Source organism: Marinobacter sp. (assembly GCF_965229985.1).
In the GTDB taxonomy this organism is placed as follows: domain Bacteria; phylum Pseudomonadota; class Gammaproteobacteria; order Pseudomonadales; family Oleiphilaceae; genus Marinobacter.
Map to the genome: position 1 here is coordinate 2132074 of NZ_OZ245935.1, position 26864 is coordinate 2158937.

29 protein-coding genes are annotated in these 26864 nt (G+C 55.2%); 5 read left to right on the forward strand and 24 right to left on the reverse strand.

Annotated features, from left to right (window positions below):
- Positions 1-199: 199 nt before the first annotated feature.
- On the forward strand, positions 200-1018 hold the full coding sequence (locus tag ACO06L_RS09775) for an ion transporter (protein WP_008175494.1): 819 nt from the start codon (positions 200-202) through the stop codon (positions 1016-1018).
- A 229-nt stretch (positions 1019-1247) separates the two neighbouring features.
- Complete coding sequence (locus tag ACO06L_RS09780; RefSeq protein WP_008175530.1) at positions 1248-1655, forward strand: antitoxin Xre-like helix-turn-helix domain-containing protein; 408 nt, start codon at positions 1248-1250, stop codon at positions 1653-1655.
- Between the two features lie 573 nt (positions 1656-2228).
- Here ACO06L_RS09780 and ACO06L_RS09785 read toward each other — a convergent pair.
- From ACO06L_RS09785 to ACO06L_RS09820, 8 genes are all read right to left on the reverse strand, one after another.
- Positions 2229-3461 carry a TolC family protein gene (locus ACO06L_RS09785; RefSeq protein WP_227716018.1) on the reverse strand — a complete coding sequence of 411 codons (1233 nt, stop codon included), beginning with the start codon at positions 3459-3461 and terminating at the stop codon, positions 2229-2231.
- Positions 3458-6604 (reverse strand): efflux RND transporter permease subunit, encoded by a 3147-nt coding sequence (locus ACO06L_RS09790; protein WP_202347905.1) that lies wholly within the window; start codon positions 6602-6604, stop codon positions 3458-3460. The genes ACO06L_RS09785 and ACO06L_RS09790 overlap by 4 nt, the downstream gene beginning before the upstream one ends.
- Positions 6605-6664: 60 nt before the next feature.
- Entirely contained in the window at positions 6665-7006 is a 342-nt protein-coding gene (locus ACO06L_RS09795; protein ID WP_052472119.1) for a copper-binding protein, read from the reverse strand.
- A 15-nt stretch (positions 7007-7021) separates the two neighbouring features.
- Entirely contained in the window at positions 7022-8518 is a 1497-nt protein-coding gene (locus ACO06L_RS09800) for an efflux RND transporter periplasmic adaptor subunit (protein ID WP_202347906.1), read from the reverse strand.
- A 79-nt stretch (positions 8519-8597) separates the two neighbouring features.
- On the reverse strand, positions 8598-9023 hold the full coding sequence (locus ACO06L_RS09805) for a hypothetical protein (protein WP_202347907.1): 426 nt from the start codon (positions 9021-9023) through the stop codon (positions 8598-8600).
- A 64-nt stretch (positions 9024-9087) separates the two neighbouring features.
- Complete coding sequence (locus tag ACO06L_RS09810) at positions 9088-9489, reverse strand: MerR family transcriptional regulator (RefSeq protein ID WP_202347908.1); 402 nt, start codon at positions 9487-9489, stop codon at positions 9088-9090.
- A 152-nt stretch (positions 9490-9641) separates the two neighbouring features.
- Positions 9642-10343, reverse strand: coding sequence for a sulfite exporter TauE/SafE family protein (locus ACO06L_RS09815; RefSeq protein WP_202347909.1), 702 nt, complete (start codon positions 10341-10343; stop codon positions 9642-9644).
- A gap of 126 nt (positions 10344-10469) precedes the next feature.
- Positions 10470-11207: a class I SAM-dependent methyltransferase gene (locus ACO06L_RS09820; RefSeq protein ID WP_202347910.1), complete on the reverse strand. Its 738-nt coding sequence runs from the start codon at positions 11205-11207 to the stop codon at positions 10470-10472.
- A gap of 477 nt (positions 11208-11684) precedes the next feature.
- Between ACO06L_RS09820 and ACO06L_RS09825 the strand changes: the two genes are divergently transcribed.
- Positions 11685-11969: a hypothetical protein gene (locus ACO06L_RS09825; protein WP_202347911.1), complete on the forward strand. Its 285-nt coding sequence runs from the start codon at positions 11685-11687 to the stop codon at positions 11967-11969.
- 148 nt (positions 11970-12117) lie between these two features.
- Entirely contained in the window at positions 12118-12333 is a 216-nt protein-coding gene (locus ACO06L_RS09830; RefSeq protein WP_202347912.1) for a hypothetical protein, read from the forward strand.
- Between the two features lie 361 nt (positions 12334-12694).
- On the opposite strand, the gene ACO06L_RS09835 is transcribed toward ACO06L_RS09830, so the two are convergent.
- The 9 genes from ACO06L_RS09835 to ACO06L_RS09875 all read right to left on the reverse strand — a co-directional run bounded on the left by ACO06L_RS09835 (position 12695) and on the right by ACO06L_RS09875 (position 20361).
- Entirely contained in the window at positions 12695-13366 is a 672-nt protein-coding gene (locus tag ACO06L_RS09835) for a methyltransferase family protein (RefSeq protein WP_202347913.1), read from the reverse strand.
- On the reverse strand, positions 13363-14178 hold the full coding sequence (lgt, locus tag ACO06L_RS09840) for a prolipoprotein diacylglyceryl transferase (RefSeq protein WP_336144587.1): 816 nt from the start codon (positions 14176-14178) through the stop codon (positions 13363-13365). The genes ACO06L_RS09835 and lgt overlap by 4 nt, the downstream gene beginning before the upstream one ends.
- A gap of 39 nt (positions 14179-14217) precedes the next feature.
- Positions 14218-15102 carry a c-type cytochrome biogenesis protein CcmI gene (ccmI, locus tag ACO06L_RS09845; RefSeq protein WP_169054510.1) on the reverse strand — a complete coding sequence of 295 codons (885 nt, stop codon included), beginning with the start codon at positions 15100-15102 and terminating at the stop codon, positions 14218-14220.
- A gap of 2 nt (positions 15103-15104) precedes the next feature.
- Positions 15105-15593 (reverse strand): cytochrome c-type biogenesis protein, encoded by a 489-nt coding sequence (locus ACO06L_RS09850; protein WP_011784903.1) that lies wholly within the window; start codon positions 15591-15593, stop codon positions 15105-15107.
- On the reverse strand, positions 15584-16108 hold the full coding sequence (locus ACO06L_RS09855) for a DsbE family thiol:disulfide interchange protein (RefSeq protein WP_011784902.1): 525 nt from the start codon (positions 16106-16108) through the stop codon (positions 15584-15586). Before ACO06L_RS09855 ends, ACO06L_RS09850 begins: the two co-directional genes overlap by 10 nt.
- Positions 16105-18102 (reverse strand): heme lyase CcmF/NrfE family subunit, encoded by a 1998-nt coding sequence (locus ACO06L_RS09860; RefSeq protein WP_058089887.1) that lies wholly within the window; start codon positions 18100-18102, stop codon positions 16105-16107. The genes ACO06L_RS09855 and ACO06L_RS09860 overlap by 4 nt, the downstream gene beginning before the upstream one ends.
- 108 nt (positions 18103-18210) lie before the next feature.
- Positions 18211-18849 carry a peroxiredoxin gene (locus tag ACO06L_RS09865; protein ID WP_058089838.1) on the reverse strand — a complete coding sequence of 213 codons (639 nt, stop codon included), beginning with the start codon at positions 18847-18849 and terminating at the stop codon, positions 18211-18213.
- A gap of 99 nt (positions 18850-18948) precedes the next feature.
- Positions 18949-19461, reverse strand: a complete 513-nt coding sequence (gene lspA, locus ACO06L_RS09870; protein WP_199449270.1) for a signal peptidase II — start codon at positions 19459-19461, stop codon at positions 18949-18951.
- Positions 19462-19464: 3 nt separating this feature from the next.
- A complete protein-coding gene (locus ACO06L_RS09875; protein ID WP_199449269.1) occupies positions 19465-20361 on the reverse strand; it encodes a cation transporter in 897 nt (298 codons plus the stop codon).
- Between the two features lie 97 nt (positions 20362-20458).
- Between ACO06L_RS09875 and cadR the strand changes: the two genes are divergently transcribed.
- Positions 20459-20863, forward strand: a complete 405-nt coding sequence (cadR, locus tag ACO06L_RS09880) for a Cd(II)/Pb(II)-responsive transcriptional regulator (RefSeq protein WP_091854720.1) — start codon at positions 20459-20461, stop codon at positions 20861-20863.
- A gap of 140 nt (positions 20864-21003) precedes the next feature.
- Here the strand turns inward: cadR and ACO06L_RS09885 are convergent, their stop codons facing one another.
- From ACO06L_RS09885 to dsbG, 7 genes are all read right to left on the reverse strand, one after another.
- Positions 21004-21864, reverse strand: coding sequence for a sterol desaturase family protein (locus ACO06L_RS09885; protein ID WP_202348797.1), 861 nt, complete (start codon positions 21862-21864; stop codon positions 21004-21006).
- Between the two features lie 73 nt (positions 21865-21937).
- A complete protein-coding gene (locus tag ACO06L_RS09890; protein ID WP_202348796.1) occupies positions 21938-22693 on the reverse strand; it encodes an AraC family transcriptional regulator in 756 nt (251 codons plus the stop codon).
- 45 nt (positions 22694-22738) lie between these two features.
- The gene (locus ACO06L_RS09895) at positions 22739-23314 is read right to left on the reverse strand and encodes a TlpA family protein disulfide reductase (protein ID WP_202348795.1); all 576 of its coding nucleotides are present in this window, start codon (positions 23312-23314) and stop codon (positions 22739-22741) included.
- A gap of 56 nt (positions 23315-23370) precedes the next feature.
- Entirely contained in the window at positions 23371-24075 is a 705-nt protein-coding gene (locus ACO06L_RS09900) for an SCO family protein (RefSeq protein ID WP_202348794.1), read from the reverse strand.
- A 41-nt stretch (positions 24076-24116) separates the two neighbouring features.
- Positions 24117-24707, reverse strand: coding sequence for a protein-disulfide reductase DsbD domain-containing protein (locus ACO06L_RS09905; protein ID WP_202348793.1), 591 nt, complete (start codon positions 24705-24707; stop codon positions 24117-24119).
- Between the two features lie 16 nt (positions 24708-24723).
- Positions 24724-25914 carry a protein-disulfide reductase DsbD family protein gene (locus ACO06L_RS09910; protein ID WP_202348792.1) on the reverse strand — a complete coding sequence of 397 codons (1191 nt, stop codon included), beginning with the start codon at positions 25912-25914 and terminating at the stop codon, positions 24724-24726.
- The gene (dsbG, locus tag ACO06L_RS09915) at positions 25914-26732 is read right to left on the reverse strand and encodes a thiol:disulfide interchange protein DsbG (protein ID WP_075194540.1); all 819 of its coding nucleotides are present in this window, start codon (positions 26730-26732) and stop codon (positions 25914-25916) included. Before dsbG ends, ACO06L_RS09910 begins: the two co-directional genes overlap by 1 nt.
- Positions 26733-26864: the final 132 nt, after the last annotated feature.

Genomic DNA, 26864 nt, shown 5'->3' on the forward strand with positions numbered 1-26864 from the left:
TATCGGCCATTGGCACATTGCAATACCTTGAACAAAGTACTGTTTAGGCAATTTTGTAGAAAGTTCTTTTGCACGTGGCGGTCAATTCCCATATTGCCGGATCTAAGGGTCTGCGAGCCACGGCGCCGCAAAGCCGCGAAAGACGATGAAGTGCGAGTAGAATCACAGACCTCCTGCATTTCCGAAGAGAATTAATCAAATGGAATCAAATGCATACTCTCAGTCTCTTGTTTTTTCCAAGTTGCGAAGCATTGAGGCGAGCCCAATTTTTCAGGGCGTAGTTATCGCAATCATTGTGCTATCGGCTCTAACTATTGGCGCTAAAACCTACGACCTACCTCCGATATTCGAGAAATCGTTGACGTTTTTTGACAATGCAATCACAGTATTTTTTTTGTTAGAAATTCTGTTCCGATTTTCCGCCTGCCCAGTAAAACGTCGTTTCTTTCTCGATGGCTGGAATATTTTCGACACTCTCGTGGTCATTGGTAGCCTCGTCCCCTTGGATAACTCAGAAGCGATTCTGCTAGGGAGACTACTCCGAATATTCCGAGTGTTGCGGCTAGTCTCTGTCGTCCCGGAACTAAGATTTTTGATTAATTCACTGCTCAAAGCTATTCCCCGCATGGGATACATCGCCCTGCTGATGTTCATCATATTTTACATCTATGCCGCAATGGGCTCGATGCTCTTCGCTAACGTGGACGAGTTTCTCTGGGGTGATTTATCCATTGCGATGCTCACGCTCTTCCGGGTGGCAACCTTTGAGGATTGGACAGATATAATGTATCAGACGATGGAATTCTATCCGCTGAGCTGGATCTATTATTTGACGTTTATCTTCTTAACTGCATTTGTATTCCTGAACATGATGATCGGTGCCATTCTGGAAGTAATGAGCGAGGAACAAAACGCCAAACAGGCTCAGGACGCTCATGATGAAAGAGATGAAATTACTCGTCAGCTACGACAGGTGCAGGATCAACTAAAAGAGTTGACAGAGAAAATTGGGCGGTAGCGGATGAGCCATGGACCTGCCCCAGTGCAGTCGACACTCCTAGCCTAGGTACCAGCTATGCATGACCCCGTTACAGTACCGCTCATTGTCAGAAAAATCCGGCTCTAATTGCTGCTTCAGACGACCCGAAAGAGCGTGTTTTCGGACTGGGACCGCACTTAAAAATGTGCACATATGGGCAAATCTTTTCTAAAATGTTTATTCAAAGTCATATGAGGGTACTTTCGCAATGGCCCAACAGAACGAGAGACAACCCGAAACCTCCGATGCCGAGGCTCTGCGCGGGCATGTTGCCCTCAAAGGCTTCTTCAACATCTGCCATGAGTGGGGTTGCTCCCAAGAAGAGATGATGCAAATGCTCGGCGGTATCTCCCGGACCACGCTTTCCAAGTACCAGAAGCTCCCCCACATCAAGCTCTCTCGGGACACGCTGGAGCGCATCAGCTACATCATGGGGATCTACAAGTCACTGAGAGTGATGTACCCATCGGCGGAGCGTGCCAATCGCCGGGTTCGGCTGCCAACCAGTGAAGTCCCTTTCTCTGGGTCATCCGCCCTGGACTTCATGGCCCGGGGTTCGATGAAGCATCTGATGCAGGCCAGACGTTACTTCGATGCGAAACGGGGTTGGACGTGAGGCCTACCCCGTAACTGGTCCTTCCCTAGTGGCGGGCACACCACATCACCTCCTGTCATTTCCCACCGATCGACCTCTTTGAGCGGATCTACGACACGCCGGAGGCGAAGGCCTCAGGTTCGAATCCTGACGGGCGGGCCATTAACTCGGCAAATCAGCGAGTTATCATCATAATAACCCCCTAGCCTAAATCACTCTCAGCTGAGCAATTTGAAAACCTCCTATGCCATCAGTGACCCTTGCACAGCAAGATTAAAAATAGGAATTTTTCTCGATTATTGCGCCTGTGCCCAAATGGCGCCTTGGCAGTGCCCAGTCATTGTAGGCGGATACATCACCACCCATTAACGTGATCTTTGGACGGTTTCCGGCCCACCATCTCTGTGGCACACCTACCCTGCTATATTTGAGCAAACAAAATCGATCAGTAATTTTAGGTTTGGTCGCAAAGCGAACATTCAGGAAGGTTCATGAGTTTTGGTCCAAGTGGTTTTTTCGAGTCTTCGGGCATTTGGAATGGAACTTTCTGGTGCTATCCAAAATGCCCGAAGACTTGACCATTGAATTACCTCTTTAATTTAACGCATTGATAGTACGCACCGGTATCAGGGCTTCGTACCCGGCCGAGGCACCATATAGATCACGGATCACCCCAGCTCGACGGAGTTTGGCCCCAGTAAGCTGTCTTGCGCTATTTATCGCGTCCTCCAGTCTGCCAGTGCCACTGGCCAGCTCGTTCAGACTGGCTTCCCAGTGCGCGCGCTGGTTTGGCAAGTGTCGCTCGTTGAGGATGTTCAGGCGACCATGGCCGGCCTCAACGCTTGCCCTCAGTTTAGCGATCGAGGCCCGCCATTCCCGCTGAGCCTGAGTGGCCAGCCATCGTTTTTGTGAGGCTTCGGCAGTCGCCTTTCGAACGGCGCTGTGCTGGCGCTGCCCACTAAATGGAATCCGAACGCCAATGCCGACAACCCAACGTTTTCTCTCGTCAGCCCACAGGCTGTTATAGCCGGCATTTGCTGTGAACGTAGGTCTACGATCGACTTCGGCAACATCCAGCCTGGCGCGCGCCTCGGCTTCCCTCGCCTCGGCTGCACGAATCAGCGGATGATCTGGTTCCAACTGTCCATCGGCGAACAGAAGCGTTTCAGATGGCGCCATCAGTTGCAAACTGGCCCCCGTCGGACGATGCCCAAGCAGAGGAATCAGGTCGCTGGCTAGCCCGGCCTTTTCCGCTTGCAGCTCTACTAGTCTGGCATCTAGAGTGTCCAACTCCGTTTTGACCCTGAGCATTTCACTTTGCGAGCCGATGCCATAGTCAAGCCTCTGTTCCGTTACGGTGGCCAGTTGCTCGACCAAAGCGCGTGTCTCATGATGGAGCTTGATCGCTTCATAGGCATACCACCAATATGCATACGCCTCCTTAACGCGAGCTGTCAGCTGCCTTATTAGCCACTGAGTCTCCTGCTTGGCGGCAAGCATTCCGGCCTCCGCTGCCTTGCGAGACGCCGACAGATGATCCGGCCAGGGCAGCTGTTGGCTCACCTCAAAGCGATGCCCAACTGTATTAGGTCCTTCTAGAGTTTCAGGCGCAATGCCATACTTGATGACCGGGTCGGCCCAAGTATCTGAGCCCTCCACTTTGGCTTCTGACATTTCGGCGACAGATCTTTGCGCGCCCAGAGTCGCGTTATTGGTCAGAGCCTCTTGAACCCAATCGTCAACGACCTCAATAGGTTCGGCGTTTATCGGCAAGGCCATTGTGATCAGCAGGATCAAAACGGTTTGAATGCCAATGGGTCTAATCATCGGAATGTTCCTTTTTTGGCGATTTTTTTCAGCCGTGCGCGCTGCCAGAGATAGAAAATCACCGGAATCAGCAGCAGGGTCAGTATCAACGTGGTGACCATGCCACCGATCATCGGGCCAGCAATCCGTTGCATCACTTCCGAGCCGGTCCCACTGCCCAGCATGATCGGCACCAGGCCAGCCACAATGGCAGCGAAGGTCATCATGATCGGGCGCACACGTTGCGCAGCCCCGTGGCTGATGGCCTGGCGCAGGGCATCCGCCGATAACTTCCCTGGCTGATGATCGACAGTTTCCAAAGCGTTTTGCAGGGACTGGTTCAGGTACACCAGCATCAGTACACCGATCTCCACAGCGACTCCGGCCAGGGCAATAAAACCGACGGCCACGGCCACGGAGAGGTTGTAACCCAGCAGATACATCAGCCAAATGCCGCCGATCATGCCGAATGGCAGGGTGCCGAGGATAATGCCCACCTCTGTCAGGTTGCGAAAGTTCAGGTACAACAGGATGATGATGATCGCCAGGGTCAGCGGGACCACCAGCGTCAGGCGTTCCTTGGCACGCTGCATGTACTCATATTGGCCGGACCAGGCCAGAGAATAGCCGGCGGGCAGATCGATCTGTTTCTGCACCACGGACTGCGCCTCCCTTACCCAACTGCCCAGATCCCGGCCCTCGATATCCACCAGAGTCCAGCCATTGATACGGGCGTTTTCCGACTTGATCATGGGCGGCCCCTTGTCGATCCGGATATCCGCCACATCCGCCAGCGCGATACGCTGGCCATTGGGTGTCACCATCGGCAGCAGGCGCATCTGCTCCACCGAATCCCGGTAACCTTGGGGATAGCGCAGATTGATGGGATAGCGCTCCAGACCCTCCACCGTGCTGGCCACGTTCATGCCGCCAATCGCGGTACGTACGACCGATTGAATGTCTGCGATATTCAGCCCGAAACGAGCGGCAGCCTCGCGCTTTATATCCACCTTGATATAACGTCCTCCGGCCACCCGCTCTGAAAACGCTGAGGCTGTGCCGGGTATGTCAGTCAGCACCCGTTCCAGTTCCTCCCCTATACCCTGGATCACTGCCAAGTCAGGGCCGGCCACCTTGATGCCCACCGGGGTCTTGATGCCGGTGGAGAGCATGTCGATGCGGGTTTTGATCGGCATGACCCAGGCGTTAGTAAGGCCCGGAAGTCTGACGGTTTTGTCCAGTTCCCGGCGCAGGGACTCGGGGGTCACGCCGGGTCGCCACTGGTCCCGTGGTTTGAACTGGATAAAGGTCTCAATCATGGTCAGCGGGGCCGGATCGGTGGCCGTCTCGGCGCGGCCGATTTTGCCGAATACCGTTTCCACTTCCGGAATACTGGCGATCAGCTTGTCGGTCTGTTGCAGGATCTGCCGGGCCTTGCCAATGGAGATACCGGGATAGGTGGTGGGCATATACATCAGGTCCCCCTCGTCCAGGGGGGGCATGAATTCGCTGCCCAGCTTATTGGCCGGCCAGAAGCCGATGATCAACACCACCAGGCCTCCGGCAAGCATCAATGCCGGCCGTCGCAGGGCCCAGCCGATAGCCGGTCGGTACAGGGCGATCAGCAGTCGGTTGATGGGATTGCGATGCTCTGGCAATACCTTGCCACGGATAAAATAGCCCATCAGCACCGGCACCAGGGTAATGGCCAGCCCCGCCGCGGCTGCCATGGCGTAGGTTTTGGTGAACGCCAGGGGCGCGAAGAGCTTGCCCTCCTGAGCCTCCAGGGTGAAGACCGGCAGAAAGCTCACGGTGATGATCATCAGTGAGAAAAACAGCGCCGGCCCCACCTCACCCGCAGCCCGCGACATCACGGCCCATCGGTTTTCCGGTGTCAGCGGGGTTCGCTCCATGTGTTTATGGACGTTCTCCACCATCACGATGGCCCCGTCCACCATGGCGCCGATGGCAATGGCAATACCCCCGAGGGACATGATATTGGCGTTGATGCCCTGGGCGTGCATCACCACGAACGCCGCAAGGATACCTACGGGCAGGCTGACGATGACCACCAGCGAGGAACGAAGGTGAAACAGGAACACCGCGCAGATCAGGATGACCACCAGGAATTCCTGCAGCAGCTTTCCATACAGATTGTCCACGGCGTTGTTGATCAGCGTGGAACGATCGTAGGTGGGCACGACTTCTACCCCATCCGGGAGGCTGGCCTTGATCTCCTCAAGCCGTTGTTTAACTCCCTGAATGGTTTCCAGTGCGTTTTCGCCGAAGCGCATCACTACGATGCCCCCGGCCACCTCGCCTTCTCCATTCAGTTCGGCGATACCCCGACGTATCTGGGGCCCTAACTGGATATCTGCCACATCCTTCAGCAACAGGGGCTTGCCATTGTCATTAACACCCAGCGGCACCTGGCGCAGATCATCCTCGTTCTGCAGATAGCCGGTAACCCTGACCATGTATTCCGCCTCGGCCATTTCCACGACGGAGGCGCCGGTTTCCTGGTTGGCGCTGTTGATGGCGGCATGAATGCGCTGCAGCGTGACATTGTGGGCTCTCAGTCGGTCCGGGTTCACCACCACCTGATACTGCTTGACCATCCCACCGACACTGGCCACCTCGGATACACCGGGCACGGTCTGCAGTTCAAATTTCAGGAACCAGTCCTGAATAGCCCGCAGTTCCGACAGGTCATGCTGACCGGTGCGGTCCACCAGGGCGTAGGAGTATACCCAGCCAACGCCGGTCGCATCCGGCCCCAGCTCTGGTTTAGCGGCATCAGGCAATTGCCCGGCCACCTGGCTCAGGTATTCCAATACCCGGGAGCGGGCCCAGTACAGATCGGTGTCGTCATCAAAAATCACGTAAACGAAGGAATCGCCAAAAAAGGAATAACCCCGAACAGTCTTGGCGCCCGGTACCGACAGCATGGCGGTGGTCAGGGGATAGGTCACCTGGTCTTCCACCACCTGGGGTGCCTGGCCCGGGTAGGGAGTTTTGACGATCACCTGTACATCCGATAGGTCCGGGATGGCGTCAATGGGTGTTTCTTTGACGGAATAGAACCCCCACCCCGTCAGGATGAGGGTGGCAAGCAACACAAAAAAACGGTTATGGAGTGACCACTGGATAATGGCGTTAATCATGAGCTGAATCCGGTTTGGTGATGGCCGGGGGCGACTACAATGGCCGCCCCCGGGCTATCGCTACTGTTTACTGATCGAAGTCACTTGCTGGCCCTTGCCAGCGGGCGTCAGGGTGAAGGCCACGGCGTCGTCCTTGCTCAGGCCGTTCAGGTCCACCTCGGGAGCCACGGAAAAGCCCATGGTCATGCTCGGCCAGTTCAGCTCAGGAATGGGCTCATGCTTCAGTGTTACTTTGCGTTTTTCGGTGCTGATCGCGGTGATCACACCCCGGCTCTGGACCGGGCCAGCGGACTCTTTGGTGTCCATGCCGGACATCGAGCCCATGTTGTTATCGGCCGCGGCCAGAGCAGGCCCCAGAGATAATCCGAACACAACAGCCGTCATCAGGGTTTTCAGTTTCATGGTTTTCTCCAGTGGTTATTGCGCGTCTTGCGCAGGTTCGATGCGTTCCACCAGATAGCCTTCCGGCGTCTCGCGGAATCCAAAGGTGACAGTCTGATCGGTGGCCAATGCACCCGTTTCGACGGATTCGGCAAGATCAAACGCCATCGTCATGGCCGGCCAGCCAAGGTCGGCTATCGGGCCGTGATCCAGCGTGACTGAAGCATTCTCGGTATCCAGCTCTGTAATCCGGCCAGTGGCTTCAAACAGCTCGGGCGCAGAGTTGTCCGTATCGGTCATGCCGGTAGTGTTCTGCTCCTCGGGTTCCAGTCGCAGCATGGCGGCCTCAAGGCTGGTTTCCGAGTCAATTAGGAACTGGGCGGACACCACCACCTGCTGCCCTTCCGTTAGCCCCTCGAGAATGACGATCCTGTCGCCTGCTTCCTGGCCGGTCTTGACGGGCACCGGACGAAAATACCCGTCATCTTCTGCCAGCAGCACGTGCTGACTGTCGCTTCGCTGGATCAGCGCCGGGCGTGGGATAGTGAGCAGGTCGTCGCCAATAGGAGCATCCATGGTGAGATTCACGAACATATTGGGGCGCAGCCGGCCATCGGGATTGGGGACGCGCAACCGAGCCCGCAGAGTCCGCGTTTTCGCATCCAGCTCCGGATAGACGTAGTCAATGGTGGCTTCCCAACGGGTGCCCGGCATGGAGGGTGTGGCGAATTCAACGGCCTGGCCGGCCATGACCAGCCCGGACTGACGTTCGAAAAACTCGGCGATCACCCACACCGTATCGCGGCTGCCAATGGCCATGATTTCGGTATCCGGGCGCACGTACATACCCGCACGGACGGGCAAGGCGGCCACATAGCCAGAGCCGGGGGCAAACACGGTGATGCGCTCGCGGATTTTTCCGGTTTTTTTCAGGTTGGCGATCTGGGCGTCTGTCATGCCAAGCGCACGCAGTTTTCCCCCAGTTGCCCCCGACTGCGAACCCCGGCTCATGCGCTCAGACATCAGAAATTCCTGTTGCGCATTTACCAGCTCCGGTGAATAGATCTCATACAGCGGCTCACCACGGTCGACCGCTTCCCCCAGTGAGCGCACGTGCAGCACCTCAACCCAGCCGGCAATGCGGCTGTGAACGTGGATCAATTGGTCTTCATCGTCGGTGACGTAGCCCACGGTTCGAACCGGAACAGAAACCACACCCCGGGACACCGCCTCGGTTCTAACACCGAGATTGGCTCTGACTGCAGGGTTTATCTGCACCCCGCCATCGTCCCGCCCGGTGTTTTCTTGTTCGTAAACCGGTACGAGGTCCATTCCCATGGGAGACTTGCCGGGCTTGTCACGGCGGTAGTTGGCATCCATAGGTGCAACCCAGTACAGGGGCTTACTATCAGATGATTCCTCAGCAGGGTTACCAGAACCGGATGACTGAGACATCGGCATGGTTTGTTGACTGGACAGCCAGCCAAGACCAAAGGCGACAGCGATCACTGTCACGATCAGGGCAATGCGCATTGGTATTTCCTCGTTTAAAGCTTTTGAACGCTCGCTCGTGCCCTGGGGGCAGGGTTAACGTGCAAATTAAAGACTCAGTTCAGGCTTTTGAGGAATTGGGAGGGGGTGTGAGGGTATTGAGGATGATGCTCAGATAGCCATCGAGGGTATGAAGAAGCGTAGAGCCAGAGGAGGACTGTGCTGGCGGATAATCTTTCTCGGAGACCAGTGCGGATAGCATGGCACCACAACTGCCCAGACTGGCCGCGAGCGCGCAATCCGCTGAGGCCATATCGCCACAGGCTGCATCTTTTTCCGGGTGCCCAGCAGTGCTGGTTAAACCAGAGTCACAACAACCCATTATCATCACTTCATCGGACCAGGAAGGAGATTGCGTTGTTTCTGTCGTGAATTGCCCGAACGCCAGCAACGGCTGCATCGCTATGATCAGCACCAGCAGGTTTATGACGGTTTGACGAACTGTCGAACAGGGCAAATGGAATGACTCAGGTAGTTGAGTTTTCAAAAGTTTTCGAGATAGTAAGACGCACGCTTCACAAAGGTCAAGCGATTAATAGTCAGGACTGGCATTAGCTCCACTGCTCAATTAATTTTCGGACAGAATGGCCATTGGGGACGCCGTCAGGCATCTGCCTCCAAAGCTGGATTGTAGCTTTCATGTCATCACGAAGTCGCGCGAGCTCCTTTAGCTCCTGATCCAGTCTGCAAAAGCCGTCCGTAAATAGTTTCTCCAGATCGTCGCCAGCGAAGCCATCTTCCGTACCTTGACTCAAAATGACTTTGACTTCACTCAGGTTCCAACCCAGTTTATTAGCCATGCGAACAAACCGTAAACGCCGAAGGTCTTCCGAACTATACACATAGTACCCGTTCCGGGGATCTTTTCGTGGCCGGAGTAGTCCTTTACGGTTATAGAACCGAACGGTGTCCGGCGAGACCTTCGCCAAGTTTGCAATTTCATTGACTTTCATTTCCCCACCCCTCTTTATCAGTCTTTCGTACAAGCCTGCAAAGCAAAAAATGATTACCTCTACACAAGATCAACGTTCTCATGTTTTTTTGATTGCATGGAAAGTGAAAGTTCCTTCCACGCACCTTGGCTATGTAACAGGAGCTCCAATGTTCAATTCATGGCGCTCATGGTTTGCAAATGCCACAGTTGCCAGGTGGCAAACGAGATGATCAATAGAGCAGCCACAGTTCGTGTCGCCGGATTCCGAATCCAGCCCGAGATACGTCGCGCTGCCACACCGGTCGCCAGAACCGTCGGCAAGGTGCCAAGCCCGAACGCACCCATCAGTGCGGCTCCCTGGAGCGGCTCTGCAATCGAAAGGCTCCAGGCAAGCATTGAGTAAATCAGGCCGCAGGGCATCCATCCCCAGACTGCGCCCAAACCGAATGCCTGGCGCGCCCGGACAACCGGCATAAACCGCTTTGCGGCAGGAGCAACAAACGCCCATACATGGCGGCCAACGGCCTCGATTCTAACCAGACCCTTCCACCAGTTGGCGATGTATAAAGCCATGAGTATCAACATGAAGGCGGCCACAACTCTCAACACGAGAGCAATACTGTCCAGAGCATGACTCAGCCCGGCTCCTACCAAACCAACCAGGGCCCCGACAACCATATAGCTGACAATGCGGCCTGCATTAAAGCCCAGCAGCAATCCAAGTACACGGTGGGGGCGCCGGAGCTCGGGAGGTACCGAAAAGGTCAGTGCCCCCATGATACCGCCGCACATGCCGATGCAGTGCGCGCCTCCAAGTAGACCAAATACGAATGCGGCCACATAGGGGGAGAAACCAAATATAGAAGGATCCATCTGTTATTCTCAAAAGCGAGCTGTATTAATCATCCGCGCCATCACCTGTTAACTTCCCGTACGAGCACACTCGACCGTAAAGTCTTACGCATAAACCGGATATCACGTAAGGCGACATCAGCTTGGTCATTGTGGCTCATGCTCAATAACCACGAAGAACAAACGATCAGTGAAGCGGACCTGATCTCCGTCAATCTGGCTGTCGACTTCCAGGATACCGTCCTCAATTTCATCGGGAGTAAAGCCTGCCAGACTCGACATAAACCGAGCTCGAAGCATTGCATACCAACGCTCTTTCGGGATCTGGACGTGGTACTGCTCCGTGTTTGTCACAGCTCTGAGACCAGAAGAACTGGTGATTTCTTCGAGAATAGTTTCAAGTTCCGGCTGGCTCTCTGAAAAGGCATTCACCGCCCGCTTGAAAAGAGGGAGCTCGGGCAAACTGGGCCGCGTCACCACCAAAACTCGGCCATCGGGCCTTAAACTTGAGCTTATTTTCCCCCAAAAACTCTGACGATTCCGGACGTGATGGATCGATTCCTTGATAAGAATCCGGTCCAGTGGCACCTGCCTATGGGCAAACGTTTCAGCTGATTCACAGTATGTCTGGAGGCCTCGGTACTGCTCAGCGTTCAAGAGCATGGCGTCGGAGGGATCCACGCATATGGCGTCAGACTCAAGCGGCACCCCCAGCTTCAGAAGGTGAGCAAATATACCGGTTCCACCTCCCAGGTCCGCGAATTTACTATTCCTTCGCATGCTCAAATGCCCAAGAGTCTTGTTCAGCATCCAGTTCCGGTAGCCATTGGTTAAAAGCCAGAGATCATCGTAGTCGCCGGCAATCCTTGAAAAAGCTGTCGTCACTCTCTCTCTCCAAAGAAGCGGTCCTCACTGTCCTGATTTAACCTCTGTGCGTCGGGTGTGTATGAGTCAGCATGCGATAAAGGCATTCTTTTCTGTTGCCCATGTGGCGGGCTTACTACACACCCTGCTTGGTCGTCAGAACGCTAATAGAACCGTTTAGTATCGATCAGGAAAGGAGCTTATCTTTGAAGCCAACTTTAAGGTCAAGACATTTAGCGAGCAGGGAGTATGGGAATTTAAGCGGCGGGGCAATAGTCAAAAAATTGTTCTCTTTCGCTCCACCAAAAAATCGACGATAGAGCTTGACCTTAAAGTTGGCTTCAAAGATAGCCTCTCTTTCGTCAGCAGAATGAGAAAGGCGAGTAACACTAAGTTTTCAGCCAATGGTATTTTCAATAGATACCCCGATGGAAGAAACGCCAAACCCCGTTCGAACTGGCAATTTAATTAAGCAATAAACTAAACCAAGGTAAATTCATGAAGAAAATACTTATTTTTGCAACTGCAGTGACCATTTCAACATCCGCATTAGCTGGCAACATGTCAGAGAGTACAGATAAAAAGGCTATTCATAGCCAAGAGATGGACAAACAATCCATTGAGAACATTCTCCAGAATGAAGATATGGAACGCTTACACAGAGAAATGACGCTTTATGCAATGTCGGAGATAGGCATGGAGGCCCGCCTGAAAATGATGACAAAAGAGGGCCGAGCTTACCATAGGGCTCTGAAAGCCAAACAAAAAAATACCGCAAGGTGATCTTTTCGGCAAATTTAACGCATGGGAACTCAGCACCGACTGACTCCGCTATTGAGCAGTCGGCAAGCTGACCACGAGTCATTAAACCACACAAATCTTAAACCGACACGAATTACTCAACCGGTAATTTGAAACACAGGAAAACATCATGAAGAAAGTAATTATCACAGCCGCAATCGCAACATTATTTTCAACTATGGCCACTGCTAATTCGGGTTTGGCAGATCGCATCAATGAAGCGCGTAGTTATCCTGACAAAACGGGAATTTCCAAAAGTATGGAAATGCCCTGCATGCAGGATAAACAAGCCCAAATAGATATGAGCGAATCCCAAGCAATTCGAGGAGAACTGAAAAGTCAATGAGTCAGATAGTCGCCACTCGGCACCATGCTTACTTTTAAAAATTCCGGAATAATTAAACGAAATAAATAGTCGACCACCTATTATTAATGGTGATCGGCTATTTATTACACATCAAAACAAAAAATCCTCACCTCAATTACCACCACTCTTTAATTTCGCCCTCAAGGTCACCCCAACTAGACATGATGTTTTGACCTGCCCATCTCAACAGCGTGGATTATGTTGAAACGGGCAGGTCAAAACATCATGTCTAGCAAAATCCATTTCACGACCGTTAATCGCAACAGTGGCCATAAACCCACTGAACGGGAGGCAGTGATATTCCAGTGACAGTTCACGAGAGCCCGGGCATCACCTACGGCTAAGGCTTCTTGGTCTTGCCCAAACCTGAGCTGGACCTGCCGATGATCTTTGCGAGTCGGCTCAATCGCGGAATAAACCTTGGCACTTCCTGCTGATAGGCCCGGTACTCCTCACCGAACCGCTCAATGACCTGTCGCTCTTCATGCCGTGCGAGCAAGCTGTAGGCAAGGACAATGATGGGAAACAGACTGACGGAGAACAGCGTCGGCCAGTGCACAATCCCCTCCCCGAACAGGATGAGAAAAAGGCCCGTATACTGCGGGTGCCTCACCAAACCATAGAGCCCATTCGTTGCAAGACGCCCTTGTTGGTGTGCACGATGAAGTTCGCGCCATCCCTGCAGAAAAATACCGATGCCAGTCACAGCAACAGTATAGCCAAGCAACATTGAGATAAGCATGCCCACTTCGCCGACACCAAGCAGCGAGGACCAGAGATTCGCGCTGAGGTTACTACCGTCCAGATCGAAGAACCGCACGAGCAAATAGACAGTGAGAGGGAAGCCGTACATCTCCGCATACAATGCGATTATGAACGCCTGCACCACCCCGGCACTGCCCCACTCCTGCCATGTTCTGGGAGCGAGCCAACGATACATGACCCAGGAGATCAGCACGATCATGATCGCCGCTATGCCCCAGGCTCCCGAATGACCAATAGTTTCTGTCATGTTAGGTTTTCCCTGGCTGTCGCCACCTCCGCTTTATTGATCGGTTGACGTCTTGACCTGGCAATTAATGCAAGGCCTCCAAGGATCATCGGCAGGGTCAGCAGTTGCCCCATGGTCACCCAGCCGAGGGCGATGAACCCCAGTTGCGGGTCGGGGAGGCGAACAAACTCGACCGCAAAACGGAAAATTCCGTAGAGCAACAGGAACAGGCCGGACGTTGCGCCCATCCGACGAGGGTGGCGTGAGAACCACCACAGCACCACAAACAGCACAACACCTTCCAGGGCAAACTCATACAGTGACGACGGGTGGCGTGGCGCCGACCCCATATTCGGGAACACCATGGCCCAGGGCACGTCGCTGACCCGCCCCGGGAGCTCGTGGTTGATAAAGTTGCCAAGGCGCCCCGCCCCCAGGCCAATTGGCACCAGTGGCGCTATAAAATCCGTGAGTTGGAAAAACCGCAGGTTCTGCTTGCGGGCGAAGACCAAGGCTGCAATCAGGACGCCGGTCAAGCCGCCGTGAAAACTCATGCCCCCTTCCCAGATCTTGAGCAGCCAGAGCGGGTTGTCTGCCAGCTTGTCAAAACCGTAGAAGAGCGCGTAACCGACGCGGCCACCGAGAATGACCCCCATCGCGCAGTAGAAAATCAATGTTTCAACAGCGTCTGCGTTCAACCCGAGTCGATGAGCCCGACGACGCCCCAGCCACCAGGCCGCAAGAAAACCGACAAGGTACATCAGGCCGTACCAATGGATTTTCAGTGGGCCCAGTGCAATGGCTACCGGGTCTATTTGAGGATACTGAAGCATAAGCTTCCCTGATTTCGTGTGTGAACGTGCGTTAGGGTTTCAATCAGTAACACGTTCCGCTCCATTGGCTGTCTCCTCCAATCGTTGCCTGGCAACAGCGATACCGCTGCGCATGGCCTGTGCGGACTCGTTATCGCCGAAGCCAGCCAATGCCCGGCGCCAGTAATTGATCGCCTGTTCATAGCGGCCGTCGTCAAAGGCCTCGACCCCCAGTATGCCCAGCGCCGTTGGCTCACGTGGATCCTTGTCGAGTATTTCGTCGATCAGCGCATGCACTTCATCGGTCAGGCTGCGCCCGGCCACAAAGAATTTTATCTGAGCCAGTTGGGCCAGAAGATCTACTCTGCGGCCTTCCAGTTCGATCAGTCGTTCCAGGGCGTCAATCGCCTGACCCGGTTGACCGATCTTCTGGTAAAGCGGAAACAGCAAGGACCAGACCTTGGGATTATCCGGCTGAGTCCCGGCTTCCTCTTCGAGCCGACCAACCAGGGTTTTCATTGAGGCACCGGGCGTGTTGAGCACGTCCTGCTGGGCGGCATGCAGCGCCAGATCGCCATCGGCACCCAGCCATCGATAGCCGATCATGCTGGCAGCCATGACTGCCGTTATCACCAGTGGAATCATCAAACGTCCTGACAGGGGGCGCCTGAGAGGCATTCGGCGATGGGCCTCGGTGTCCTCCAGCAGATTGCGGTCCAGCTCGTGGCGGCCTTCTTCAAAACGGGCGACGTCAATCTCGCCGCGATCGCGGGCGCTTTTCAGGGCTGAAAGCCGGCGTTCATAGACGGCCAGGTTTTGCGCCTCAGCGTGATCATCGGCCTCAAACCGCTGCTGCCAGTCATGGATCGCCCTTGCTCTTCGCAACGGTAGACTCAGGAACCACAGCGCTATAAGCAACAGTGTGCCGATACTTAACCAGAGCATAGTCATTCCGACCTCTCACGATGACGATGAATCAAAGAGGACAGGCGGGTACGCTCCTCCTCGGAGAGCGGCCGCACTCGCCGGTGCCTGCGTGCCCGGACAAAGGCAATCACAACCAGGGCGCCTCCTGCTACCAGCGCTGCCGGCAATGCCCAAAGCAGCCACGTGCGCCCGTCAAGGCGCGGATTGTAAAGAACGAACTCGCCAAAACGATTAGCCATGAAATCAAGAATTTCCTTATCCGCACGCCCCTCATGAAGCATCAGCGCTACCCGCTCCCGCATGTCCGCCGCCACCGGCGAATCGGAGCTGTCGATGGCTTGAGCATCACATTTAGGGCACCGCAATGACGCCGTAAGGTCGCGATAACGCTCCGCCATCACCGGATCCTCGAAATGACGCGCATCAATTGCCGTATCCGCCATCGACTGGAACGAGGCCATCAAAAGCACGATGACCACACAGCAACGGATCTTCAGGGTTAGCGCCATTTCTCTACCTCCATCATGACTTCATCCACCTGGGCGGGCGTTATGTACCCAACGTGCTTGTATCGAACGATACCGTCTGCGTCGACCAGGAAGGTTTCGGGCACGCCATACACGCCAATTTCAAAACCCAGGTCACCGGCAGGATCGAAGATGTTGACCTCGAAAGGTTTTCCGAACTCTTCGAGAAACTGTCGCCCCAGGTCACGGGCGTCTTTATAGTTGATGCCCACCATCTGAATGCCGCGCTCGGAGAGCGCCAGTAGCTGGGGCATTTCCTCCTTGCAGGTCGGGCACCAGGATGCCCAGACATTGACCAGAGATATCTGCCCGCGAAGCAGGGATTCATCCACCTCGGTATCAGGGTCCTCCAGCGTCGGGAGCGTGAACGCGGGAAACGCCTGGCCTATCAGGGCTGACTCGCGAGCACTGGGATCCAGCGAAAGCCCCCGGTACAAAAAGAAGGCCAGGCCAAGGAACACCACAAACGGAAGCAGCAGCAACAGGCGACGCATCATGCGCGAACCTCGCGTGCCGGCCTCATCGATTCGCGGTCAGCTGCGGCTGCACGGCGGCGACGGTAGCGACGGTCTGCCACGGCCAGCACGCCCCCGGAGGCCATCAGCAGCGCACCCAGCCAAAGCCAGCGTACAAATGGCTTGACCTGTAGGCGCATTGCCCAGCTGCCGTCGTCCAGTTCCTCCCCCATGGCCACGTAAAGGTCCCGCAACAGGCCGGGGTCGAGTGCGACATCGGTCATCGGCTGCCCTCGGGCAATGTACAGGCGCTTCTCCGGGTACAGGGTGGTGACAATCCGGCCTTCACGGGCAACCTCGATGGTCGCCGTATCGGCGAGGAAGTTGGGCCCCCGACGCTCGCCCAGTTCGGTCAGCGTAAAATCGTACCCGCCCAGATTCACCTGCTCACCGATATCAAGCCGCACATTACGCTCCATGGCGTAGTTCGACACCATCACCACGCCCACGATGGTGACGGCCAGGCCCACGTGGCCGACCACCATGCCCCAGTATGAAGGGGTCAACTTACGCAATCCGGACAGCGCAGAGGACGCATTGCGGACTTTATCAAACAGGTCGCGCACCAACGCCAGTACTACCCACAGGGCCGCCACCATCCCCAGCGCCACGGCGACATTCCACTGGCCGTTGTAAAGAAACGGTATCGATATCGCAATCGCCAGTGCGGCCAAGCCCGCCCCCAGTAGTCGCCGGAACAGCTCCCGACCGGGCATCTGCTTCCAGCGTGAGACCGGCCCCAGCCCCATAAAGGCACACAGCATGACGGTCAGTGGCACGAACAGGCTATTAAAGTAAGGCGCGCCGATACTGACCTTGCCCAGCCCGAGTGCATCCAGGATCAAGGGGTACAGGGTGCCCATCAGGACCGTGATCGTCATGATGACCAGCAAAATATTGTTGATCAGCAACAGAGCATCCCGGGAAAGCCAGCTAAAGCCCGCATTGGCGCTCATTCGCGGCGCCCGTAGCGCAAAGATCAAAAGCGAGACGCCGACCGTTATTCCCAGCAACGCCAGAATGAAGAGCCCCCGAGATGGATCATTGGCAAAGGCATGAACCGAGGTCAGTACCCCTGAGCGCACCAGGAAGGTGCCCAGTAACGAGAGTGAGAACGTGAAAATCGCCAGCAGTGCCGTCCAGCTCTTGAACGTGCCGCGTTTTTCCGTGACCGCCAGTGAATGTATCAGCGCTGTCCCGCTCAGCCAGGGCAGGAGCGATGCATTTTCCACCGGATCCCAGAACCACCAGCCGCCCCAACCCAGCTCATAGTAGGCCCACCAGCTACCCAGAGCGATGCCGAGGGTCAGAAAGGCCCAGGCAATGTTGGTCCACGGCCGAACCCAGCGCGTCCAGGCCGCATCGAGACGCCCTTCGATCAGCGCAGCGATGGCAAAAGCAAAGACCACTGAAAAACCCACATAGCCCATGTAAAGCATCGGCGGATGGATGATCAGGCCAACATCCTGCAACAACGGATTCAGATCGGCACCGTCGGCTGGCATGCCCGGCAACAGGCGATCAAAGGGACTGGACGTAACGACGATGAAAAGCAGGAACCCTGCGCTGACGACACCCAGAACTCCCAGAACCCGTGCCAGCATATCCCGTGGCAACTGGCGGGAAAACAGACTGACGGCAAAGCCCCAGCCACTGAGAATCAGACTCCATAACAGCACCGAGCCTTCATGAGAGCCCCAGACGGCGGTGAACTTGTAGTACCAGGGCAGCATCGAGTTGGAATTACGGGCCACATAATCCACGCTGAAATCATCCAGAAGAAAACTGGCGGTCAGGCTGGCATAAGAAACCAGTAGAAAAACAAATTGCCCCCATGCCATGGGCTCTGCAAATGCCATCCACAACGGGCGCCGGGTGGCGGCTCCCAGCAAGGGCACGGTCGCCTGAAGCAGCGACAGGCAAAGTGCAATCAATAACGCGAAGAGACCAACTTCAGGGATTGTCAGGGTAAGCATTTCGGGGCCGTGTTCGGTTGCGGGTTCGGCGATGACCGAACCTATCGGTGAAGGTTTCTCAGGTATTGCTTCGTCAGCCAGCCACAAGGCCAGCTGACGAATTCTCTATTACTTCCGACCAGGTTGGCGGGTAACGCGCAGATACGGTGTCTGCTCATCCCATCCGTCGGGGAAGCGCTCTTTGGCCTCTTCGTTGGAGAGCGACGGAACGATGATCACATCCTCGCCATTCTTCCAGTCCACCGGCGTGGCCACTTTGTGGTTGTCGGTCAGTTGGAGCGAATCAATGACGCGCAGGATCTCGTCCAGATTGCGCCCGGTGCTGGGCGGATACGTCAGCATCAGACGGATTTTTTTCGCGGAATCGATAATGAATACCGTTCGAACAGTCACCTTGGGATCGGCTTTTGGATGGATCATTCCGTACTGGTCGGCAACCACCTGATCCTTGTCTGCCAACAGGGGAAAATTGAGCCCCTTGCCCTGGGTTTTCTCGATATCCTTCGCCCAGTCTTTATGGGAGTCGAGCGGGTCGACGGAGACCCCGATCAGCTTTACACCGCGACTGGCGAACTCGTCCTTACGCTTCGCGAAGGCACCGAGCTCTGTGGTACAGACGGGGGTGTAGTCGGCGGGGTGTGAAAACAGCACGGCCCAGTCGTCTCCCAGCCACTCATGAAACTGAATGTTCCCTTCGGTGGATGCGACGGTGAAATCGGGAGCGGTTTCTCCAAGTTGCAATGTCATCGTTTCATTCTCCTTTGCTTTGGCTGTCGTTCTCGGTTTGTCAGTACAGACGATATCTTTAAAGTCAACTTTAAGGTCAAGGCGTTTGTCAGATGTTTTTTAGCCTGATCCATCGAGCTCGACGTTCGTGCCCGATTTTTCGGGTATAAAACTGACATAGAGGAAAAGCACGGTGCCCAGCACAATGGCGATATCGGCAAGGTTAAAGGCTGGCCAGTGCCAGGATTGCCAATAGACATCAAAGGAATCCACAACATAGCCACGAAATATCCGGTCAATCAGGTTGCCCATGGCACCGCCAAGAATAAGGCTGTACGCGATGGCTTCTCCCCTGCGGCGGCACTGAAGAATCAGCCCGATCAGTACAATCGAGACAACTACCGCGACTGAGATAAGAAAGTACCGCTGCCAACCTCCGCCATCGGCAAACAGGCTGAATGCGGCACCGGTGTTCCAGACATGCACCCAGTTAAAGAACGGGGTCACCGGAATCGACTCGCCATACGCCATTGACTGCTGGACCGACCATTTTACAACCTGATCAGACGCCGCAATCAGGCCCGAAATAGCCAGCAGGCCATACGGCAAGAGTTTTTTGGCAACGATGGACATTGTTTAACCCTTGAGCGCCAGGATGCGCCTGGCACCGTTGAGTACGATAATCCCCGCGATGCTGCCGATGATAAGGTCCGGATAATTGGAGCCAGTCCACGCGACCAGGGCGCCAGCGGTAATGACCCCCAGATTGATCACCACATCGTTGGCTGAGAATATCCAGCTCGCCTTCATGTGGGCACCGCCCTTCCGATGTTTGGATATCAGCAGCAGACAGGTGGTGTTGGCGATCAATGCGATGAACGCAATCCCCATCATTACCAGCGACTCAGGCTCACTGCCGAAGACAAAGCGCCTCACCACCTCTGCGAGTACGCCCACAGCCAGTATCAGTTGGAGTACGCCCGCAAGATGCGCCGCACGCACCTGCATTTTCACGCTGTGCCCAACCGCATACAGGGCGAGCCCATACACGGCCGCGTCGGCAAAATTGTCCAGGGATTCTGCAATCAAACCGGTGGAGTGCGCGATCAGGCCGGCCGTCATTTCCACCACAAACAGGACAGCATTGATACCGAGCAACCAACGCAGGGTGCCGGACTCCTGCTCGGCAGAGATAGCCGTATCCCCGACCGCCTTGATTGACTCAGGGTCGGCAGCGGCCGTTTCCTGAAGCGAAGCTCCCAGCCCGAGGGTTGCCAGCTTCGAGGTGATAGGCTCAGCCTCGCCATCGTGCACAACCTTCAACCGCCGATCAGACAGGTCGAAGGACAGCCCGCGAATGTCTTCAAAACCGTTCAGGGCCAGGCGAATCATCCGTTCCTCCGAAGGACAATCCATCTTCGGTACGGTATACACACTGATCCAGTTGCCGGACGCTTCAGAGGCCTCCGACCCGGCATTACCCTCGGCGGGTGTTGCGTCGCAGCCACAGGCGTCTTCACAGGGTTTACTCATGATACGGCTCCACTTGGGTATTGTCGGATTATGATTTAAAACTATATAGTCACTATAAGGTCAATAGAACAGATACCATTTGTTGAGGAGACACCCGATGCGCATTGGTCAGTTGGCGCGGTCCGTAGGGGTTGACACCCAGACCATCCGTTTCTATGAGCGAGAGGGCTTGTTACCACCGCCGGATCGTCAGGACAACGGCTACCGTATTTACACTGAACGGCATGTTGAGCGACTGGCCTTTATCCGGCGCTGCAGAATACTCGAGCTGTCACTCGCTGAAATTCATGAGTTACAGCGTTATCAGGGCGCGCCCCATCAGCCTTGCAGGGCCATCAACACCTTGCTTGATGATCACCTCGCTCATGTACGGTCTCGGATAACCGATCTTCAGGTACTGGAGAAACAACTCACGTCGTTGAGAGCGAGTTGCAACGATGATCGGGACATTGGAGCCTGTGGGGTTCTCGAAGGGCTCAGTGAAGAAAGCATGCAGCAGTAGCCTGAGGCATTTATGCCAAGTATTGGGGTAACCAGTGTGGGCGAATCAATATACTTGCGCAGATGTTGAAAATCCGCTTCCTGGCAGATCTTTTCGACAACACGGAGCCTGAGTAGTCGGCAGATGGAGCAAGCACCTCATCATCTCCTGTTTCGTTGAAAAGGCTGCATCAACTGTTGCCAGTAGTTCGTTGGGTAATTCGGCTCTGAAGCAATACCGAGATCCTTAGTGCCGATCGTTCGCTCGGAATCGAAGTAAGCCGTGCCTAAAAAGCGATCAGTCAAGGTGGTAAAAAGCCCGAAGTTCACATCACCCTCTTTTGCCGTATTCAAATGATGGAAACGATGCACGGAGTTGATTGCGAGAACCTTTTTCAGCGGTCCGGTAAAATACGCTACATTCGAGTGTTGCAGTAGCAACTGGAGTACAACTGCAACCACCAACAACATCAGGACATTCTGCGGTACTCCTATAATGAGCAATGGTGTCGTTCCGGCAACTGTTTCTATAAATTGATGCAGTGGATGTTTCATAAGCCCATTAAAGCCGTACAACCGTTTTACGCTGTGATGAATGGCATGTAGGCGCCACAGCAACCGAAGGCGATGACTGGCAAAATGCGCCAGGGTGATACCAATATCAGAAATAAGGATTGCCAACAGCAATTGGAAAACCAGTGGCCAGCTGGAAGGCCAGATCGGTGCCAGAACGAGCAATCCTGCAATTAATGGGAGTACAGCTATGCCAATAACATTAAGCGACTCGTTCATGAGTGCATGGAGCACATCGCGCCGCTGATCCTGTTGAGGCTCATTGAACGCCCGATCATAGGGGATAAGTCTTTCAGTGGCGAAAGAAATCCCTATAAACACCAGGATCAACAACCCCAGCCAACCGGCGTTGAAACCTTCGGCAACGAGATAGACAGCAACACCATTACCCACGAGCAAAAACAACGGCAAATACAAAAGCCTAACTAACCACATTACGTTACGAATCATTCCAACAGCCCTCGCTAACTAGAGCGTTCAGCATCTCACGGATGCACGCAGCCAAATTGAACGAAAAAGCTGATTATTTGGATAAAAGCCGTTGAATAACCGTTGGGGAAACGCCAAATGCCTCAGTAACAGACCTGCAGAAATGGGCTTGATCAGAAAATCCCGAAGCAATTGCTGCATCAGTAAGTGACATCTCGCGCGATAACTCAAACCCGGTTAGTAGCTTTAGCCACTTTCTATAGCTGCGCAAAGGTAAACCGGTACATTCGGTAAACCAGTGGGAAAAATGGCTTGGAGAAAGGCAAACCATTTTCGCCAACTCGGCTCGTGAGACTGATCGTCCTCCCGATGCTTCGGCATTCAATGCTTCTAAAACGTCGCTCAACCTGCTCTTTGGACCAGATGGCTTACCGCCCCGGTATTGTCGCTCGAAAGCTTTCAGTGCAATTAACAGGTTTTCGGTGCCAGTAAAGCGAGACAAACACTCCGTAATGAAATCCTCATCGAGTGCCCGGATGGATCGCTTCGACGGGTTTTTGATATAAGGCAGTAAAGCATTGCAGACATCTAGGTTTGGATCGATGTAAATACACAGTACCCTGGACAGTTTTAATTGATGGGTAACTCCAGCTGGTATCCATAACCCCCTTCCCTCGCACCGTGTTTCACCGGACATGACTTCAACGCTTGCGTCAAAACCGATCACGATTTGATGAGCCCAATGTTTATGGGGCTTATTGTCTCCCGACTCTCCATGGAAGGCGCCCATGCCTGGCTTTATCGCTACGGAGCCGAGCCATGGGTTCAATAAAGTCTTTGGTTTGGTCATTGCCTTATCTCTGCAAAGACAGACATCCAGTGGGAGTGACCTCGGTCAGTCCGGAACCCCATCAATGGTGCGGGTCATCAAATCCACCATGGCCGGGCTGTCCCATTCCGCGGCACCGACCAGGCGGCCAATTTCGCGACCGTCATGATCAATCAGCAGCGTTGTAGGAACACCTTCTATGCCTAGCGTTGAGGTCGCCAGTGTGGACGGATCAATATACTGGCGAAGATGCTGAATGCTTGTTTCCCGGTAGAATTTTTCAACAACGCTGATGCCTGCGTGGTCAACGGACAGCGCGACCACTTCAAATTGCTCGCCGCCCAGTTGAGCCTGGAGTGAGTCAAGCGTCGGCATTTCCTCACGGCAAGGCAGGCACCAGGTCGCCCAGATATTGAGCAATATCGCCTTACCCTTAAAGTCAGCCAGTGTCAGCGGCCTGCCGTCTTCGTCCTCAAAAGCCAGCTCGGGCAGAGTGCGAGGGGACTCCCAGATCAGGAACCCCTGGGGCCCCACGGACTTCGGAACCTTCCCTGCAGCCATAACTGGAGCGGCTATGGAAATAGCAAGCGCGAAAAGGACTACGGCGATTCCCCGGGCGGCGGATATGCGCTGGTGACTCATTGGACATTACTCCTGATTACAGTGGTCGGTTTGTTGCCCGCATGGTGCCCCACGCGTTACTCACTCTGTAACAGCTCTTCAATTCGCCCGTGCAGTCGGCCCCAGAACCCATCATCGGCTGCCGCGTTGGGGCCTTTGGCAATGGCCGTCAGGTAGGTCACCAGATGCTCAGGCTTGAATTTCAATCCATGGAACCGGGCCCGCATCTGACCTTCCGGGTCAATCACGTGGGTTACCACACCATGGACCTGTACCCCCTCGCCCGTATCCCTGAACTGAACGCCGTAGGCTTTGGCGAGCTCCGACGTCAACCCGGGCGGTTCACCTTCGCCCCGGTACAGAAAGTGCCAATTATCGGGGTTCAGGTCGAAATTGTCGCCATACGCGCGCATGTTGTCCCGGGTCCCGGCAATATCTTCCCGGTCCGTGGCAATGGTGATGAACACCACCTCTTCACTCAGTCCTTCTTCTTCAACCCCGGTTTGCAACTGCCGTATCAGGTTCATATGAAAAGGGCAGGCCTCGGTACAGCGCGTGTAGAGAAAATTGAGCACAACGGTTTTGCCGTTTAAGTCGGCAAGGGAAAGGGTATTGCCATCAACGCCTGTAAGATCAAATTCAGGGGCCGGCTGATCCACAAACTGGGCATACCGCTCTTTCTCGTTCAACGAGGCCTCCACATCCTCCATGGAATGGGCCATGGCATTGGTGCTGCCCAGGGCAACCACGGCAATCAGGAATACTCTGAATAAGCTGTTCACTGTCATTCTCCATTTGAGTTCTTTTCGAAAGAAGTCATGGATTATTGTGGCTTGGTATCGTCCAGATTCAGCGCAACGGGCAGGTCAGCCGGTGCCAGGCAAACGCCCTCGTCACTGCAGGCCTGCACCCGCACTGCCATGTCAAGCTTGCCTGCCTCTTTCAGCGCGGCGGCCTGTTTTTCGTCGGGCAGCAGCCGGATACTCGCACCGTCGTCGTACACCTCCAGGGCGGTGTCACCCAGCACAATGTCACTGACCCTGCCGCGGGGGTACTGGGTCGGGATGTCAAGCGACTGACCGTTGACCGAGGAACTGGCGACGGTGGGAATCAGGAATTCCATGGAGGCCGGGTTGGCGTTCACGTGCCAGCCCGGTTCAATGTCCAGTGTCAGAACAATTTCACCGGTCTCCCCTATCAGGGCTTTGCCGCCTTCCGCAAGATTGAGGCGGACCTTATCGGAAGAATCTGCCAACCCCGTGCGAGCAACTGGTGCCTGGGGGTCAGAACTGGCTTGTTCAAGCTGGGCTGAGCCAGGAGCATTTCCGGAATTGGTACCGATCAACATGAACGCCGCGATCGCGATCAGAAAAACCGCTACGCCGGTCAGCAATACTTTGGGTCGGGTTGTCATGGTTCATCTCCAGTAGCTAGCGTTGTGAATTCTCGGTGCGGTTGATCGCCTCGACCAGGCTGTCGGTATCAAAGAGCCCAGTGAAACGGGCGACAACGGTGCCGTCAGCGTCAAAAATCGCCGCAAAAGGCAAAGCTTGCCCACCAGTCGCGGTTAACAATGCGTCTTTTTCGGGATCGCTTGCTGTCACATCCACCTGAATCGGCACCATGCCGGCCCGCTCCACGGCTTCGGCCACAGCGGGCTCTTTATACACGGTGCGCTCCAGGACTTTGCAGTTGATGCACCAGTCCGCAGTGAACTCCAGCAAATACGGCGTGCCACGGGCTTTTGTTTCTTCCAGGAGTTCTGCTGAGTAGGGTTGCCAGACAAGCTCGTCTTCGCCGCTGCCCAACGGAGATGCGAATACCACTGTCACCGCCAAGGCAAGGCCTGTCGCCGTTGCAGTGATCACGCGCACGGCACCATTCCCCTGAACGAAACGGCGGAGACCCCAGACCAGCACCAGCGCCAGCCAGGCCCACCACAGCAAGGGGTATACCGCTTTGGGCACCAGGCTCGCGCTGAAAAACACGGCGGCGGCCAGCAATATCAGCGCGAGCACTTCACGAATGGCTACGGTCCAGGGGCCCGCCTTGGGCAACCGGCTCAGCCACTCGGGCCTGAGCATCAGTACCGCGTAGGGCAACGACAGCCCCAGCCCGATACTGCCGAATATCCCCATGATGACCGGCGCCGGCTGGGTAACGGCAAAGGCCAGAACGCCACCGAGGAAAGGTCCCGCGCAGGGCGCGGCCAGGATCGCACTCAACAGCCCGGACACATAGGCTTCAAAGTAACGCCGGCCATGCGCCGAGGCGGCGAATGTCGGGACGGGGATGGGCAGATCGAGCCAGGTAATCACCGCAAACCCGACCATCAACGCAACCAGGACGGCCACGAATAGCGTTGACTGGAACAACGTGCCCCAGTTCCACTGCAGCAGTGCGGTCAGGCCGCCCAGCGTCAGGAAAAAGGTGAGTGTTCCAGCCGTGAATGCCATTGCGGCCAGCACCCGATGGGACCTCTGGCCGCCAGCCTCCCGCAGGATGGTCCGGACCTTGATGGGGATGGCGGGCAACACGCAGGGCGTCAGGTTCAGCAGTAGACCTGCCATAACCGCCATCATGATCTGGCCGGCAATGAGTAATGAGGGCAACTGATCCATCACTCAGCTATCCCCAGCGCCCTTCCCAGCGCTTCCTGCCCAGGCACGCCGGTCTGGCCTTGCCATTGGCCACTCGTGTCTTTGAACAGCAGCCCTGGCGTTCCACTGAAACCCAGTTCGGCCATCCACTTGCTGTGCTGCTCAAGCGCCGCCTTGAGGTTCGCCGGTACGGGCGTGAGCTCGGAAATGCCCTCCCCGCTACCATTGTTACCAAAGTTCTCCTCGAACGCCTGGAGCGCTCCGGCCCGATCCTCTGCATTCATGATTGCGGCGGAGAAGCCCAGGCTGGAGGGCTTGAGAAAACCAACCATGACCCAGTGCAACCTGACTTTCCCCTGCGCTACCCAATCTCGGGTTTGCTGCCAGAATTTGTGACAAAAGATGCAATTGGGATCCGCGAACACATAGATTTCCGGGGCATTCTTTCCGCCCTCGCTGACTAAGTGAGTATCCCGGGAAAGCTTCTCGGCAACGGAGGCATACATTGGCTCTGATATATAGCGTGTCGTGTACTGACGAGTCAGATCGGTGCCGTCGCTCTCCAGAAGCGCACCGGAAAAAGTGTAGTCACCGACACCATAGATGATTCCGGCTTTTCCATCCCCGGTCTTTACAACATAACCGGTCACGCCCCCAACTGGTGTGGAGAAGCGTTCAATTACCGTAAAACCGACTTTTTTCTGAAGCGCCTCGATTCCCGGGTCCATCGTTGGTGACGCATACGCGAGAGCCGCAAACAAACTCAAAAAAAGTGCTATCGAAAGCTTACGGAATAGCACGGTCATACCCCGCGCCGGGTGTTCCATACAGAGTGACATCACAGGGACGCTCCCATCTTTATGTATTCATCATTCAACAAGAAGCCACCAGGTGTAGCTGACTACGTGGTGGCATACCGCTAGATCGAACGGCAGGCGCTCGAAGCGAGCCCCCATGCGATCAAAGGTTCA

Excerpts from the sequence above, each read along its gene's own strand:
- ACO06L_RS09775 (WP_008175494.1), top strand. The coding sequence starts at position 200 with ATGGAATCAAATGCATACTCTCAGTCTCTTGTTTTTTCCAAGTTGCGA.
- ACO06L_RS09780 (WP_008175530.1), top strand. The coding sequence starts at position 1,248 with ATGGCCCAACAGAACGAGAGACAACCCGAAACCTCCGATGCCGAGGCT.
- ACO06L_RS09785 (WP_227716018.1), bottom strand. The coding sequence starts at position 3,461 with ATGATTAGACCCATTGGCATTCAAACCGTTTTGATCCTGCTGATCACA.
- ACO06L_RS09790 (WP_202347905.1), bottom strand. The coding sequence starts at position 6,604 with ATGATTAACGCCATTATCCAGTGGTCACTCCATAACCGTTTTTTTGTG.
- ACO06L_RS09795 (WP_052472119.1), bottom strand. The coding sequence starts at position 7,006 with ATGAAACTGAAAACCCTGATGACGGCTGTTGTGTTCGGATTATCTCTG.
- ACO06L_RS09800 (WP_202347906.1), bottom strand. The coding sequence starts at position 8,518 with ATGCGCATTGCCCTGATCGTGACAGTGATCGCTGTCGCCTTTGGTCTT.
- ACO06L_RS09810 (WP_202347908.1), bottom strand. The coding sequence starts at position 9,489 with ATGAAAGTCAATGAAATTGCAAACTTGGCGAAGGTCTCGCCGGACACC.
- ACO06L_RS09815 (WP_202347909.1), bottom strand. The coding sequence starts at position 10,343 with ATGGATCCTTCTATATTTGGTTTCTCCCCCTATGTGGCCGCATTCGTA.
- ACO06L_RS09825 (WP_202347911.1), top strand. The coding sequence starts at position 11,685 with ATGAAGAAAATACTTATTTTTGCAACTGCAGTGACCATTTCAACATCC.
- ACO06L_RS09830 (WP_202347912.1), top strand. The coding sequence starts at position 12,118 with ATGAAGAAAGTAATTATCACAGCCGCAATCGCAACATTATTTTCAACT.
- ACO06L_RS09835 (WP_202347913.1), bottom strand. The coding sequence starts at position 13,366 with ATGACAGAAACTATTGGTCATTCGGGAGCCTGGGGCATAGCGGCGATC.
- lgt (WP_336144587.1), bottom strand. The coding sequence starts at position 14,178 with ATGCTTCAGTATCCTCAAATAGACCCGGTAGCCATTGCACTGGGCCCA.
- ccmI (WP_169054510.1), bottom strand. The coding sequence starts at position 15,102 with ATGCTCTGGTTAAGTATCGGCACACTGTTGCTTATAGCGCTGTGGTTC.
- ACO06L_RS09850 (WP_011784903.1), bottom strand. The coding sequence starts at position 15,593 with ATGGCGCTAACCCTGAAGATCCGTTGCTGTGTGGTCATCGTGCTTTTG.
- ACO06L_RS09855 (WP_011784902.1), bottom strand. The coding sequence starts at position 16,108 with ATGATGCGTCGCCTGTTGCTGCTGCTTCCGTTTGTGGTGTTCCTTGGC.
- ACO06L_RS09860 (WP_058089887.1), bottom strand. The coding sequence starts at position 18,102 with ATGCTTACCCTGACAATCCCTGAAGTTGGTCTCTTCGCGTTATTGATT.
- ACO06L_RS09865 (WP_058089838.1), bottom strand. The coding sequence starts at position 18,849 with ATGACATTGCAACTTGGAGAAACCGCTCCCGATTTCACCGTCGCATCC.
- lspA (WP_199449270.1), bottom strand. The coding sequence starts at position 19,461 with ATGTCCATCGTTGCCAAAAAACTCTTGCCGTATGGCCTGCTGGCTATT.
- ACO06L_RS09875 (WP_199449269.1), bottom strand. The coding sequence starts at position 20,361 with ATGAGTAAACCCTGTGAAGACGCCTGTGGCTGCGACGCAACACCCGCC.
- cadR (WP_091854720.1), top strand. The coding sequence starts at position 20,459 with ATGCGCATTGGTCAGTTGGCGCGGTCCGTAGGGGTTGACACCCAGACC.
- ACO06L_RS09885 (WP_202348797.1), bottom strand. The coding sequence starts at position 21,864 with ATGATTCGTAACGTAATGTGGTTAGTTAGGCTTTTGTATTTGCCGTTG.
- ACO06L_RS09890 (WP_202348796.1), bottom strand. The coding sequence starts at position 22,693 with ATGACCAAACCAAAGACTTTATTGAACCCATGGCTCGGCTCCGTAGCG.
- ACO06L_RS09895 (WP_202348795.1), bottom strand. The coding sequence starts at position 23,314 with ATGAGTCACCAGCGCATATCCGCCGCCCGGGGAATCGCCGTAGTCCTT.
- ACO06L_RS09905 (WP_202348793.1), bottom strand. The coding sequence starts at position 24,707 with ATGACAACCCGACCCAAAGTATTGCTGACCGGCGTAGCGGTTTTTCTG.
- ACO06L_RS09910 (WP_202348792.1), bottom strand. The coding sequence starts at position 25,914 with ATGGATCAGTTGCCCTCATTACTCATTGCCGGCCAGATCATGATGGCG.
- dsbG (WP_075194540.1), bottom strand. The coding sequence starts at position 26,732 with ATGTCACTCTGTATGGAACACCCGGCGCGGGGTATGACCGTGCTATTC.